Source organism: Billgrantia sp. NRB1 (assembly GCF_056921725.1).
In genome coordinates, this window is the sequence record NZ_CM167783.1 from 2970169 (window position 1) to 2984379 (window position 14211).

Sequence of the window (14211 nt, forward strand, 5' to 3'; positions counted from 1 at the left end):
AAAAACCCCAAGGCTCTGAACTGAGCCTTGGGGGTTTGTCACTTACAGCTTAAAGCTTACCGCTTACGGCTCCCGAGCCCGGCGTAGCCGGTCAAGCGAGGGTGGCAGCCGTCACATTGGCCGCCGGGGCCTGGGTGGAGACGTGACGGTTGATGGCGCTCATCACCGCCTTCATCGATGCCGTGGTGATGCTCTCGTCGATGCCCACGCCGAACACCGCCTTGCCGTCGAGACGCACCTCCACATAGGCGATCGCCTCGGCGTCGGCGCCCTGGCCGCGGGAGTGCTCGTGGTAGTCGATGATCTCGACATCGTGCCCCTGGGCCGCCAGGGCCCGGATAAAGGCGGCCAGCGGACCGTTGCCCTCGCCGCGAATCACCTGGCGCTCGCCGCCTTCGGTGACCTGGGCCTCCAGATGCACCCGGGGGCTGTCCGGCTCGGAGGAGAGCCGGTGGTTGACCAGCGCGAAAGGCGCGGTCTGCTCCACGTATTCGTCGGCAAACGCCTGGTAGATCATCTGCGAGGTGATCTCGCGACCGGTGCGATCGGCCACCTCCTGCACCACCTGGCTGAACTCGATGGAGAGCCGCCGCGGCAGTTCGATCCCGTGCTCCTGCTCCAGCAGGTAGGAGACCCCGCCCTTGCCCGACTGGCTGTTGACCCGGATCACCGCCTCGTAGCTGCGCCCCACGTCCATGGGATCGATGGGCAGGTAGGGCACCTCCCAGACTGCCTCGGGATTGGCGCGACGCTCGGTCATGCCCTTCTTGATGGCGTCCTGGTGAGAGCCGGAGAAGGCAGTGAACACCAAATCGCCCACGTAGGGGTGGCGCGGGTGCACCGGCAGCTGGTTGCAGTACTCCACCTCGCGCATGATCGGCGTGATGTTAGAGAAGTCCAGCGCCGGGTGCACGCCCTGGGTGTAGAGGTTCATGGCCAGGGTGACGATATCCACGTTGCCGGTGCGCTCGCCGTTGCCGAACAGCGTCCCCTCGACCCGATCCGCGCCGGCCATCAGGCCCAACTCCGCCGCTGCCACTCCGGTGCCGCGATCGTTGTGCGGGTGCAGGCTGACGATCAGGCTGTCACGGTTGTTGACATGGCGACAGAACCACTCGATCTGGTCGGCATAGTTGTTGGGGGTGGCGGCCTCCACGGTGGCCGGCAGGTTGACGATCATCGGCGCCTCGGGCGTCGGCCCATAGGCGGCCATCACCGCCTCGACCACCTCTACGGCGAAGTCCATCTCGGTGGTGGTGAACAGCTCCGGCGAGTACTGGAAGGTCCAGTTCGTCTCCGGCGCCTCGTCCATGCGCTGCTTGATCAGGGTGGTGGCGTCCACGGCGATTTGGGTGCACTCGGCCTTGTCGACGTTGAACACCACCCGGCGGAAGACCGGGTCGGTGGCGTTGTAGACGTGGACGATGGCGTTCTTGGCCCCCTTGAGAGATTCGAAGGTGCGATCGATCAGGTGCGGACGCGCCTGGGTCAGCACCTGGATGGTGACGTCATCCGGCACCTTGTTCTGCTCGATCAAGGCGCGCACGAAGTCGAAGTCGATCTGGGAGGCCGAGGGGAAGCCCACCTCGATCTGCTTGAAGCCGATCTTCACCAGCAGGTCGAAGAGACGCTGCTTGCGCTCATGGTCCATGGGGTCGATCAGCGCCTGGTTGCCATCGCGCAGGTCGACGCTGCACCACAGCGGCGGCGTCTCGATCCGCTGGGCGGGCCACTGGCGGTCGGGCAGGTCGACGGCAACGAAAGGACGGTACTTGGTGGCGGGGTTATCGAGCATCATGGCGGCATTCTCCCTGGCTGGCGGTGGGGCAGTGATCGGTTACGGTCGATTCGATGACGACACGAACGGCAACGCCCCGACGGCCGGAGCCGGTCGGGGCGTTGCGGTCGAGCGAAACGGGCGGGCTGCTCGGCATCGCATGGGCGAAGCGGCCGACGGCAGCGGCGCGGACTCTCATGGGGAAGACGTTAGCTGTGACTGACATGGTACCACCTCGTTTCGATCTGGACAGTGGCAATGCAGGCGGCATTGCCCAGCGCGCTCAAGAGCGGGCTAGTAGTCGTAGATCGAGGTCGAGGCGGTACGCTGTCGTGTTCATGGCTACTAGAGAATCAGCCTCGGGCCTCTTTGTCAACTCCGGACGCGGCCCGCTCACCCAGCATGGCCTCCATTCGCGTCAACTGACTGCGCAGCTCGCGCACGTCATCGCGCAGGCCATGGAGCTCGGCGGCCTCCCCCTCGCCGGTCTCCAGTTCGATGGCCAGGCTCTCCTTCTGCATCACGTCGAGCACGATGCCGATCATCATGTTGAGGAAAATGAAGGCGTTGAGAAAGATGAACGTCAGGAAGTAGATCCAGGCGTAGGGGTAGTGCTCCATGGTGGGATAGAGCACCGCCGTGGCCCAGCTCTCGAAGGTGGCCACCTGAAACAGCGTCAGCATGGCCAGCGAGATATTGCCCCACAGCTTCTCATCGACGCTGGCGAACAGGAAGCTGCCGATGGCCCCGTAGATGTAGAAGATGATGAACATCAGCAGCGCCACATAGCCCATCCGCGGGATCGACTTGAACAGCGCCACCATCAGGATGCGCAGCTCCGGGATCATCGACACCAGGCGCAGCACGCGGAAGATACGCAGCAGGCGCGCCAGCAGCACCATCTCTGAGTCGTCCATGGGGATCAGGCTGGCGGTGACGATCAGGAAGTCGAAGACGTTCCAGCCCTTCTTGAAGAAGTCGCGCAGGCGCCTCTCCGCCGCCATGCGAATCAGGATCTCCACCAGGAAGAACACCGTCACTCCCACGTCGAAGACCAGCAGCAGCTGCTCGAAGCGGGTGGTCTCCTCGTAGGTCTTGGCACCGATCAGCAGCGCCGAGAGGATGATGATGGCGATGACGACGGATTCGAACAGTTTGTTGGCGCGCAGCCGCTCGAAGCGGTCGCGCCAGGTCTCGAAGCGGGTGCTCATGAGCATATCGGTCGGCGCTGGCGTATGCGTCCCCCAGGGGACGCCTCGCGGGAAGTGGATGACGGGGGCGGATTATCGCCGATTGCCGCCGGTGGGCAAAGTATTGCCGCCCGCCTCAGGGAGAAGCGGGCGCCAACGAGAGACAGGGGGATCAGGTGGTGAGTTCGACGGGGTCGAGAATACCTCGCAGGGCCTGGGCGTGGGCGGCCGCCTCGCGGCCGAGTGCGGTGAGATAGCCGCCGTCGGTCTGGGTCACCAGGCCCTTGGCATGCAGTCGCGCGACGGCCGCCACCGCTTCGGGTGCGGCGGTGCCGGCGTGCACCTTGATACCCTCCTGGGTGGAGTCCGGGTTGAACAGGCAGAGCAGATTGAGCTCCTCGAGCTGTTCGGCGGTGAAACGCGTTTGGGGCATGGCGACCTCCGGGTCCGATGGGGTTCCCCGAAGGTAAGCCACAATGGGGCCGACGACCAGCCCCGTCGCTCGCCTGGGGCTATTCGTCCTCCAGATCCACCTGGCGATAGCCCATCAGGTAGAGCACGGCGTCGATGCCCAGCGTCGAGATCGACTGGCGCGCCTGGCTGCGTACCAGCGGCTTGGCGCGAAAGGCGATGCCGAGCCCGGCCGCCGCCAGCATCTTGAGGTCGTTGGCGCCGTCGCCCACGGCGATGGTCTGCTCCAGGGTCAGGCCCTCGCGCTCGGCGATCTCGCGCAGCAGCTCGGCCTTGCGGCTGGCGTCGAGGATCGGCTCGCGCACCTCGCCGGTGACCTTGCCGTTCTCGATGACCAGTTCGTTGGCGTGGATCTCGTCGAAGCCGAGCGTCTCCTGAAGGTGACGGGCGAAGTAGGTGAAGCCTCCGGAGAGGATCGCGGTGCGATAGCCCAGGCGCTTGAGATGGCGCATCAGGCGCTCGACGCCATCCATCAGCGGAAGCTCCTCGGCGATCTCGGCCAGCACCGCCTCGTCGAGTCCGCGGAGCTTGGCCATGCGCTCGCGGAAGCTCTGCTGGAAGTCCAGCTCGCCGCGCATGGCGCGCTCGGTGACCTCGGCCACCTCCTCGAAGACGCCGTGGCGCCGGGCCAGCTCGTCGATCACCTCGGCCTGGATCAGGGTGGAGTCCATGTCGAAGCAGACCAGGCGGCGATGCCGGCGCCAGATGGAGTCCTCCTGGATGGCGATATCGACGCCGTGCATGGCGCCCAGCGCCAGGGCCTTCTCGCGCAGGGCGTCGAGGTCGACCTCCTCGCCGCGCAGCCAGCACTCCACGCAGGCGCCCTGGGTGTGGTGGTCGCGGGGCACGCCGCCGTCCAGGGGCTCGCGACCGGAGAGGCGGTGGATCAGCTCCACGGTGAGACCGTGCTCGGCGGTCAGCGCCCCTACCTCGGCCAGGATACCGGCCGGGAGATGCGGCGCCAGCAGGGTCAGGATCAGCCGCGGCTGGCTGGCCTGCACGCTCCAGCGCTGGTAGTCCTCGGCACCGACCTGGATCGCCTGGACGTCCAGGCCCAGGCTGGCGCCGGCCGCGCTGAGCGCCCCCTCCAGGTCGCTGTCGTGGTCCAGGCCCACCAGCGCCTCCAGCGAGACCATGCCGAAGGTCACGCTCTGGTTGATGTCGAGCAGGCGGGCGCCGCTGCGCGCCATGGCCTGGCCCAGGCCGGCCAGCTGGCCGGGTCGTGCCGCGCCGGTGGCGCGAATCAGTACTCGTCGTGTCATGGCGTTTTCGTATCCTTCACAAGCATGGAATGCCTGTGGGAGGGAGCTTCAGCTCGCGAAGCAGCGCGCAGCGCTGCCAGGGAGATGGGGAGCCTGCGGCTCCCTTCGCCCGGTAAACCGGCCTCCCACAATTCTGCCTCCCGGCGACCTATTGAGACTTTCCGCTCCCGCCTCACGAAATGGGGCAACGCAGGTCAGGTATCCACCGCAAGGCGATCGACCTTCTGCAGGCCGCGGGGCAGCTTGCTGCCGCGGCGGCCGCGCTCCCCGCGATAGTAATCCAGATCGGCCGCCTTGAGGGTGAGATGCCGCTTGCCGGCATGGACCACCAGGCTGGCGCCGGCGGGCAGCACCACCAGGTCGCGCACGAGCTCCTCACGCCGCGCCGCCCGGGCGCCGGGGATGTCGATCATCTTGTTGCCCTTGCCCTTGGCCATCTCGGGCAGCTGGTCGAGCGGAAACACCAGCAGCCGCCCCTCGTTGGAGACCGCCGCCACCCAGCTATCCTCGCCCTCCGGCACCGCCACGGGCGGCAGCACACGACAGCCCTTGGGCACCGTGAGGACTCCCTTGCCGGACTTGTTCTTGCCGGTCAGCGCCTCGAGCCGGGCCACGAAGCCGTAGCCGCCGTCGCTGGCGAGCAGGTAGCGACTCTCGGGTGGAGCCAGCATCAGGCCCGCCATATGCGCGCCGGCGACGACATTGACCCGCCCGGTGACCGGCTCGCCCTGGCCGCGGGCGCTGGGCAGGTTATGGGCGGCCAGGGTGTAGGCGCGCCCGGTGTCGTCGAGCAGCACCAGAGGCTGGTTGGTCTTGCCCCGGGCGGCCAGGGCGAAGCGGTCGCCGGCCTTGTAGGAGAGCCCCTCCGGGTCGATCTCGTGGCCCTTGGCACTGCGAATCCAGCCCTTCTCGGAGAGCACCACGGTGATGGGGTCGGCACCGAGCAGCTCCACCTCGGAGAGGGCCCGGGCCTCCTCGCGCTCCACGATGGGCGCGCGGCGCCCGTCGCCGTGTTCCTGCCCGGCGGCGCGTATCTCCTCCTCGATCAGGTCGGTGAGCGCTCCCTCGTTGCCGAGCAGCTCCTGGAGCCGCCCCCGCTCGGCGGCGAGCTCGTCCTGCTCGCCGCGGATCTTCATCTCCTCGAGCTTGGCCAGGTGGCGCAGGCGCAGCTCGAGGATCGCCTCGGCCTGGCGGTCGGAGAGGCCGAAGGCGGCCATCAGGGCGGGCTTGGGGGCGTCCTCCTCGCGAATGATGCGGATGACCTCGTCGATATCGAGGTAGGCGATCAGCAGCCCCTCGAGAATATGCAGGCGATCTTCGACCTTGCCCAGGCGGTGTTCCAGGCGCCGGCGCACCGTGGCGCGGCGAAAGCGCAGCCACTCGCCGAGCAGGTCGGGCAGCGGCATCACCCGCGGCCGGCCGTCGAGACCGATCACGTTCATGTTGATGCGGATGTTCTTCTCGAGGTCGGTGGTGGCGAAGAGGTGTGCCATCAGCGCCTCGATGTCGACGCGGTTGGAGCGCGGCTCGATCACCAGGCGGGTGGGCTCTTCGTGGGTCGACTCGTCGCGCAGGTCGGCCACCATGGGCAGCTTCTTGGCCTGCATCTGGGCGGCGATCTGCTCGAGAATCTTGGCACCGCTCACCTGGTAGGGCAGTGCCGTGACCACGATGCTGCCCTCCTCCATCACATAGCGCCCGCGCAGCTTCACCGAGCCGCGCCCGCTCTCGTAGACCTTACGCAGGTCGGCGCGGGAGGTGATGATCTCCGCCTCGCTGGGAAAATCCGGCGCCGGCAGGTGGGCAACGAGATCCGCCGTGGTGGCCTCGGGATGGCGCAGCAGATGGCAGGTCGCCTCGACCACCTCGTTCACGTTGTGGGGTGGGATGTCGGTGGCCATGCCCACGGCGATGCCGGTGCCGCCGTTGAGCAGCACGTGGGGCAGGCGCGCCGGCAGCACCACGGGTTCGCTCATGGTGCCGTCGAAGTTGGGGGTCCAGTCCACGGTGCCCTGGCCCAGCTCGGCGAGCAGCACCTCGGAAAACTTCGAGAGCCGCGCCTCGGTGTAGCGCATGGCGGCAAAGGACTTGGGATCGTCGGGGCTGCCCCAGTTGCCCTGGCCGTCCACCAGCGGGTAGCGGTAGCTGAACGGCTGGGCCATCAGCACCATGGCCTCGTAGCAGGCGCTGTCGCCGTGGGGGTGGAACTTGCCCAGCACGTCGCCGACGGTGCGCGCCGACTTCTTGTACTTGGCATTGGCGTTCAACGCCAGCTCGCGCATGGCGTAGACGATGCGCCGCTGCACCGGCTTCATGCCGTCGCCGATATGGGGCAGCGCCCGGTCGAGAATCACGTACATCGAGTAGTCGAGGTACGCCTTCTCGGTGTATTCGCGCAGCGAAAGGCGCTCGACGTCGCCCTCCGCCACCTGGATATCCATGGTCATGGGGTTGGGCCCTATCTGCCATCATGGAAACTTCGCGGGCCGTGGCCCGCACGATACGTTCTGGAAGAGCTGTAAGCCGTAAGCTTTAAGCTGTAAGTCACCCCATAGCTGCACCGGTTTTTCTTGGTTCTTCGCAGACTGGCGTGAACAGGCTATGTGGGAGGGACGGTTCGACGCCTCGACTTCAGCTCCGGTTCGACGCTTCGACGAAGTAGCGCGCAGCGCTACCCATGGAGCGCCTGCGGCGCCTTCGTCGAAGCGTCGAACCGCCGGCAGAGCCGGCCTCCCACCATCAAACCTGCCAAACATGTTCACGCTAAAGTGCGATGTCCCTTTTTCTTACAGCTTACAGCTACAGGCGAGGCCTGAATGGCTTACAGCTCCCGGCGCAGCCGGGTCAAACCTCGATATCGGCGAGATTACCGTAGTCCTCGAGCCAACTCTTGCGATCACCGGCGCGCTTCTTCGCCAGCAGCATGTCCATCATCTCCATGGTGCCATCGTCGGCCTCGCGTGTGAGCTGCACCAGGCGGCGGGTCTCCGGGGCCATGGTGGTCTCGCGCAGCTGCAGCGGGCTCATCTCGCCCAGCCCCTTGAAGCGCTGCACGTTCACCGTGCCGCGCTTGCCCTCCAGCTGGCGCAGGATCGCCGCCTTCTCACTCTCGTCCAGGGCGTAGAAGACCTCCTTGCCCCGGTCGATGCGGTAGAGCGGCGGCATGGCCACGTAGACGTGGCCGGCGTCCACCAGCGCCGGGAAGTGGCGCACGAAGAGCGCGCAGAGCAGGGTGGCGATATGCAGGCCGTCGGAGTCGGCGTCGGCGAGGATGCAGATCTTGTGGTAGCGCAGCTTGGAGAAATCGTCGCTGCCCGGGTCCATGCCGATGGCCACGGCGATGTCGTGGACCTCCTGGGAGCCGTAGATGTCGTGGGACTCCACCTCCCAGGTGTTGAGGATCTTGCCGCGCAGCGGCAGGATCGCCTGGCTCTCGCGACTGCGCGCCTGCTTGGCGCTGCCGCCGGCGCTGTCCCCCTCCACCAGGAAGAGTTCGCTCTGGGCCGGGTCCTGGCCGGAGCAGTCGGCCAGCTTGCCGGGGAGCGCCGGGCCGGCGGTGACCTTCTTGCGGGCCACCTTCTTGGCGCTCTTCTGGCGCCGCTGGGCGGCGCTGATGACGAGCTCGGCCAGCGCTTCGGCCTGGTCCACGTGGTGGTTCAGCCACAGCGAGAAGGCGTCCTTGACCACCCCGGAGACGAAGCCCGCCACGGTGCGCGAGGAGAGGCGCTCCTTGGTCTGGCCGGCAAACTGGGGATCGAGGAGTTTCACCGAGAGCACGTAGGCGACCCGCTCCCAGAGGTCGTCGGCGGTGAGCTTGACGCCCCGCGGCAGCAGGCTCCTGTATTCGCAGAACTCGCGCAGCGCCTCGAGCAGGCCCGAGCGCAGGCCGTTGACGTGGGTGCCGCCCTGGGGGGTGGGAATCAGGTTGACGTAGCTCTCCATGAGCGGCTCGCCGCCCTCCGGCAGCCACTGGATCGCCCAGTCCACTCCCTGCTCGTCGTCGGCGAAATGCCCCACCAGGGGCGAGGCCGGCAGCACCTCATAGCCGTCGGTGGCCTGGGCCAGGTAGTCGCGCAGGCCGTCGGCGTACTGCCAGACGCTCTCGCTACCGTCGGCCTCCACCAGGGTGACCTTGAGCCCCGGGCAGAGCACCGCCTTGGCGCGCAGCAGGTGCTTGAGCCGCCCCAACGCCAAACGCGGACTGTCGAAGTAGCCGGGATCCGGCCAGAAGCGCACCAGGGTGCCGGTGGCGCGCTTGGCGACGCTGCCGATGACCGTCAGTTCCGAGGCCTTGTCGCCGTGCTCGAAGGCCATGGCGTAGCGGTTTCCGTCGCGCAGCACCTCGACTTCCAGGCGCCGGGAGAGCGCATTGACCACCGAGACGCCGACCCCGTGCAACCCGCCGGAGAAGCGGTAGCTGGAGGCGGAGAACTTGCCGCCGGCGTGCAGCCGGGTGAGGATCAGTTCGACCCCGACGACGCCGTGTTCGGGGTGCAGGTCGATGGGCATGCCGCGACCGTCGTCGGTCACCTCGATGCCGCCGTCCTCGAACAGTCGCACGCTGACCTCGCGGGCATGGCCGGCCAGGGCCTCGTCGACGCTATTGTCGATCACCTCCTGGATCAGGTGGTTGGGGCGGCTGGTGTCGGTGTACATCCCGGGGCGCTTGCGCACCGGGTCGAGCCCAGAGAGTACTTCGATTGAGCTGGCGCTGTACTGTGTCATGCGTCGTCCATATCCAGATCCTGATCGGGAAGGCGCCCGGGCGCCAGACGGTGGCCACCGTGGGCGAAGATCGCCGGGAGATAGTCCGCCAGCACGTCAAAGCCGTGGTCGCTGCGCGGGTGCACGATGGTACGCGCGCCGCGGTAGAGAGCGAAGGCCTGGGCCGGATCCAGGGTTTCGTCCCGGCTGCCCAGCAGCAGCAGGTAGCGCTCGGGGGCGGTGATACGCTCGGGCGTCAGGGCCTCGAGCTCCGCCAGATGCGCCTCGCCTACCGTGAAGCGCTCGCCGCTGTCGTGATTGACGAAGGCCTCGCCGACCCAGCCCGCCACCAGCGTCGCCGGCCGCACCGCCGGATTGATCAGGGCGGCGGACAGGGCGTGGCGCTCCGCCAGGCAGGTGGCGAGAAAGCCCCCCAGGGAGCTGCCGGCCACCAGCGGCGCCGGCCCCAGGCCAGCCAGCAGCGCCTCGGCCAGGGCGAAGGCCGCCCCGGGCCGATGGGGCAGCTGCGGGGTCTGGCAGGGCACCCCCAGCCGGCGGCAGGCCGCCCGCATCAGCGCCGCCTTGGGCGAGCCGGCACCGCTGTTGAAGCCGTGCAGATAGAGCAGGCCGCTGGCCGGCGGGCAGGCGTAGGGAGGATTCAGCATACCCAAAACCCTGTATGCATGGCCAGTCTTTTCGGAAAGTCACTCATGATTGGCGGCTTCCGCCCGCCAGGCCGCCTCGACCAGGGCGCGGGTCGAGGCGTCCATCCGCTCGTGGCCGCTGTGGCTCTCGAGGATGCGCTGGGTCTCGCCGGCGATCTGCTTGCCCAGCTCCACGCCCCACTGATCGAAGGGGTTGATGCCCCAGATCGTGGCCTGCACGAAGACCTTGTGCTCGTAGAGCGCGATCAGCGCGCCCAGCGTCGTGGGCGTCAGGCGGTCGAGCAGCAGCGTGGTGGAGGGCTGATTGCCGCGATAGTGCTTATGACCCGGCCGCTCGCCGGGTTCGTCGATGGCCGCATCGCCCAGCATCAGCAGCCGCGACTGGGCGAAGCAGTTGGCCAGGGTCAGGCGGTGCTGCCCCATCAGGTGGTCCCGGGTGGCCGGGTCGGGCACGTCATCGTAGCGCACCAGCGGCGCGATGAAGTCGCAGACCACCGGCTGGGTGCCCTGGTGCAGCAGCTGATAGAAGGCGTGCTGGGCGTTGGGGCCGAGCTGGCCCCACAGCACCGGACAGGTCGAATACCCGACCTGGCGGCCTTCGAGCGTCGCCGACTTGCCGTTGGACTCCATCTCCAGCTGCTCAAGATAGGCGGCGAAGTACGCCAGACGGCCGTCGTAAGGCAGGATGGAGTGGGCGCGGATATCCAGGAAGTTGACGTTCCAGATGCCCGCCAACGCCAGCAGCACCGGCAGGTTGTCGGCCAGCGGCGCCTCGGCGAAATGCCGATCCAGGGCGTGGGCGCCGGCCAGCAGGTCGCGGAAGTGGGCCATGCCGATCACCAGGGCGATGGGCAGGCCGATGGCGCCCCACAGCGAGTAGCGCCCGCCGACCCACTCCCAGAATTCCAGCTGGTTGGCCTCGGCAATCCCCCACTCGGCCATCTTCTCGGGGCTGGCCGAGACGCCGATGAAGTGCTGGCGCATCACCAGCGCCTCATCGATGCCCTCTGTCCCGGGCTGCACCAGCCGGGTCATCAGCCAGTCCCGCGCCGTGCGGGCGTTGGAGAGGGTGTCGATGGTGGTGAAGGACTTCGAGGAGATCACGAACAGCGTGGTCTCAGGGTTGAAGCGGGTCAGGTAGTCGACCAGCTGGGAGCCGTCCATGGTCGAGGCGAAATGCACCTCGACGTGATGGGCATCGGCGGGCCGATAGTCGGCCAGGGCGTGGGTGACCATCAGCGGCCCCAGGTCGGAGCCGCCCACCCCCAGGTTGACCACGTCGTGGATCGGCCGCCCGGTAGCCCCGCGCCACTGGCGGGCATGAAAGCGCTCCACCATGGTTTCCATCCTGGCCAGGGTGGCCTGCACGCCGGGCACCAGGTCTTCGCCCGCCACCGTCAGCGAGGCCTCCGGCGGCAGCCGCAGGGCGGTGTGCAGGGCCGGGCGGTCCTCGCTGACGTTGACCCGCTCGCCGGCGAGCAGATCGCCAATGGCCTCGGGCAGGCGAGCCGCCCGGGCCAGGTCCAGCAGCCGTGCCAGGGTCTCGTGGCACCAGCGCTGCTTGGAGAGATCCAGGGTCAGCCCGGCGGCATGACGGGTGAAGGCGAGCCCCCGCTGCGGATCGGCGAACAGCTCGCCCAGATGACGCCCACGCACCCGGTCCGCATGCGCCGCCAGGGCCTGCCAGGCGGCGGTCTGATCGATCGGAAGGTGGCTCATGCGGTGACTCCTCGGTATCCAGTCGTGCAGGCGGGGCGCGACACGCGTAAAATAACGGCCAACCTGCATTTTCGGCATTCCCATGAGTGACGCATCTTACCGTGACGCGATCTTTTCCACACCCCTGGACCGGGTCGCGCGCTTCTCCTTCGACGAGCGGGTGGTGGCCTGCTTCCCGGACATGATCCGCCGCTCGGTGCCCGGCTACGGCCAGATACTGGGCATGCTGGGGCTGATCGCCCAGCGCCACCTGCGCCACGGCGCCCACGTCTACGACCTGGGCTGCTCGCTGGGGGCGGCCGGCCTGGCGCTGGCCGGCAGCCTGCCGCCGGAGGCCTTTCGCCTCACCGGGGTGGACCTCTCGCCGGCCATGGTGGCCCGCGCCCGGGAGACCCTGACCGCCGAATGCCCCGACCACGCCATCGAGGTGATCGAGGGCGACATTCGCACCCTCGACTACCGCCCCTCGGGGATGATCGTGCTCAACTTCACCCTACAGTTTCTGCCTCCGGCGGATCGCGACGCCGTCATCGCCCGGCTGTACGAGGCCCTGGAACCGGGCGGCGTGCTGGTGCTGTCGGAGAAGGTGGTTGACCCCGACGAGGCCGACAACGCCTGGCGGGTGGAGCGCTATCACGATTTCAAGCGTGCCAACGGCTACAGCGACCTGGAGATCAGCCAGAAGCGCACCGCCCTGGAGAACGTGCTGTTACCGGACAGCCTCGAAGGGCACCACGCCCGCCTGGCACGGGGCGGCTTTCCGCGCTCGCTGACCTGGTTTCAGTACCTCAACTTCGCCTCGATGATCGCCTTCAAGCGCTGAGGAGCCGCCATGAGCGCCGCCTGGGGAGTCGCGCTGGGCCTCGGTCTGGCGCTCTATCTCGCCACCGCCTGGTGGCACTCGCGCAAGCCGCTGCCGCCGGGGCTGCGCTTGGAGGGTCCCTGGCGGGACGCCACCGAGGCGCGACTGCTGCTCGACGAGACCTTTATCGACGCCCAGGGGCGGCAGCGCTGCCGCCAGCAGATCGTCGACGAGCTGCTGGGCCTGATCGCCCAGGCCCAGCGGCTGATCGTCATCGATATCTTCCAGCTCAACGACCCCGAGCAGGCGCCGCCCGACTGCCACCGCCGGGTCTCCGCCGAGCTGATCCAGGCGCTGCTGACGCGCCGGCGCGAGGTGCCGACGCTGGCGATCGTGCTGATCACCGACCCCATCAACCACGTCTACGGCGGTCAGCCGGCCGGCCACTTCGAGACCCTGCGCCGGGCGGGCATCCGGGTGGTGGAAACCCACCTGCCCGCTTCCCGCGACCCCAACCCCAGCTGGAGCGCGCTGTGGCGCCTGACCATGCGCTGGTGGGGCAACTCGCCGCGCAGCGGCTGGCTGCCCAACCCGGTGGGGCCGGGCAAGGTCACCCTGCGCAGCTACCTGGCCTCGCTGAACCTGAACGCCAATCACCGCAAGACCCTGATCGCCGATCATGGCGATAGCTGGCGAGCGGTGGTCAGTTCCTGCAACCTCAACGATACCAGCAGCCACTACCGAGAGCTGGGGCTCAGCTTCGCCGGGCCCGCCGCCCTGGACCTGCTGGCCTCGGAGCAGCGTATCGCCGGCTATTCCGGCACCCCCGTCGATCCGCCTGCCACGGCGGGAGTCGCCGCCTCACGAAGGGGAACGCCGCGGCTGCGAGTGCTCAGCGAAGGGGCGATACGCGACGCCCTGCTCGCGACGATCCATGACGCCAGACCCGAGGAGCGGCTGGATATCGAGGTGCTCTACCTGTCGCACCGCGGCGTGATCGCGGCGCTGCACGATGCCCACCGCCGCGGGGTGATCCTGCGCGTGCTGCTCGACCCCAGCAAGGCCCACTTCGGCCGCCCCAGCCCCGGGATTCCCAACCGCCCGGTGGCCGGCGAGCTGCACGCTGCCGGGATTGCGGTACGCTGGAGCGACACCCGCGACGAACAGGCCCACGCCAAGCTGCTGCTGCGCAGCGGCGGCGAGCGCCCGGCGATGCTGCTGCTCGGCTCGGCCAACTTCACCCGTCGCAGCCTCGACGACCTCAACCTGGAGGCCAACGTCCAGCTCGAGGCCGAGCACGACCATCCGGTCATGACCGACGCCCGGGCCGCCTTCGAGCGCCACTGGCACAATGGCCCCGAGGAGCGCTATAGCACCGACTACTCGGCCTACGCCGACCGCTCACGGCTTCGCTACTGGCGCTACCGGCTGATGGAGGCCACCGGCTGGTGCACTTTTTAGACTCTTCGCAGACTGGCGTGAACTGGCTCTGTGGGAGGGAGCTTCAGCTCGCGAAGTAGCGCGCAGCGCTACCCATGGGGCGCCTGCGGCGCCTTCGCCCGGCAGAGCCGGCCTCCCACCATAAAGCCTGCAAAACATGTTCACGCTAAAGTGCGAAGAA

At 67.9% G+C, this 14211-nt stretch carries 10 protein-coding genes; 2 read left to right on the top strand and 8 right to left on the bottom strand.

Annotated elements, in window-relative coordinates; translation table 11 throughout:
- Positions 1–91: 91 nt before the first annotated feature.
- The 8 genes from leuA to pgi all read right to left on the bottom strand — a co-directional run bounded on the left by leuA (position 92) and on the right by pgi (position 11788).
- Entirely contained in the window at positions 92–1798 is a 1707-nt protein-coding gene (gene leuA, locus ACZIYR_RS13495; RefSeq protein ID WP_473034240.1) for a 2-isopropylmalate synthase, read from the bottom strand.
- Between the two features lie 332 nt (positions 1799–2130).
- The gene (locus ACZIYR_RS13500; RefSeq protein WP_483527033.1) at positions 2131–2988 is read right to left on the bottom strand and encodes an ion transporter; all 858 of its coding nucleotides are present in this window, start codon (positions 2986–2988) and stop codon (positions 2131–2133) included.
- Between the two features lie 151 nt (positions 2989–3139).
- Positions 3140–3400 carry a TIGR02647 family protein gene (locus ACZIYR_RS13505; protein WP_473034241.1) on the bottom strand — a complete coding sequence of 87 codons (261 nt, stop codon included), beginning with the start codon at positions 3398–3400 and terminating at the stop codon, positions 3140–3142.
- Between the two features lie 79 nt (positions 3401–3479).
- Positions 3480–4700 (bottom strand): phosphoserine phosphatase SerB, encoded by a 1221-nt coding sequence (gene serB / locus ACZIYR_RS13510; protein WP_483527034.1) that lies wholly within the window; start codon positions 4698–4700, stop codon positions 3480–3482.
- Between the two features lie 194 nt (positions 4701–4894).
- Positions 4895–7147, bottom strand: a complete 2253-nt coding sequence (gene parC / locus ACZIYR_RS13515; protein ID WP_483527035.1) for a DNA topoisomerase IV subunit A — start codon at positions 7145–7147, stop codon at positions 4895–4897.
- 397 nt (positions 7148–7544) lie between these two features.
- Positions 7545–9425, bottom strand: a complete 1881-nt coding sequence (gene parE / locus ACZIYR_RS13520) for a DNA topoisomerase IV subunit B (RefSeq protein ID WP_483527036.1) — start codon at positions 9423–9425, stop codon at positions 7545–7547.
- The gene (locus ACZIYR_RS13525; protein WP_483527037.1) at positions 9422–10069 is read right to left on the bottom strand and encodes a YqiA/YcfP family alpha/beta fold hydrolase; all 648 of its coding nucleotides are present in this window, start codon (positions 10067–10069) and stop codon (positions 9422–9424) included. The genes parE and ACZIYR_RS13525 overlap by 4 nt, the downstream gene beginning before the upstream one ends.
- 39 nt (positions 10070–10108) lie before the next feature.
- Entirely contained in the window at positions 10109–11788 is a 1680-nt protein-coding gene (gene pgi, locus ACZIYR_RS13530; RefSeq protein ID WP_483527038.1) for a glucose-6-phosphate isomerase, read from the bottom strand.
- An 82-nt stretch (positions 11789–11870) separates the two neighbouring features.
- Between pgi and cmoA the strand changes: the two genes are divergently transcribed.
- Together cmoA and ACZIYR_RS13540 are read left to right on the top strand one after the other, a co-directional pair.
- Positions 11871–12611, top strand: a complete 741-nt coding sequence (cmoA, locus tag ACZIYR_RS13535) for a carboxy-S-adenosyl-L-methionine synthase CmoA (protein ID WP_483527039.1) — start codon at positions 11871–11873, stop codon at positions 12609–12611.
- A 9-nt stretch (positions 12612–12620) separates the two neighbouring features.
- Positions 12621–14051, top strand: coding sequence for a phospholipase D-like domain-containing protein (locus ACZIYR_RS13540; protein ID WP_483527040.1), 1431 nt, complete (start codon positions 12621–12623; stop codon positions 14049–14051).
- The last annotated feature ends 160 nt before the right edge of the window (positions 14052–14211 follow it).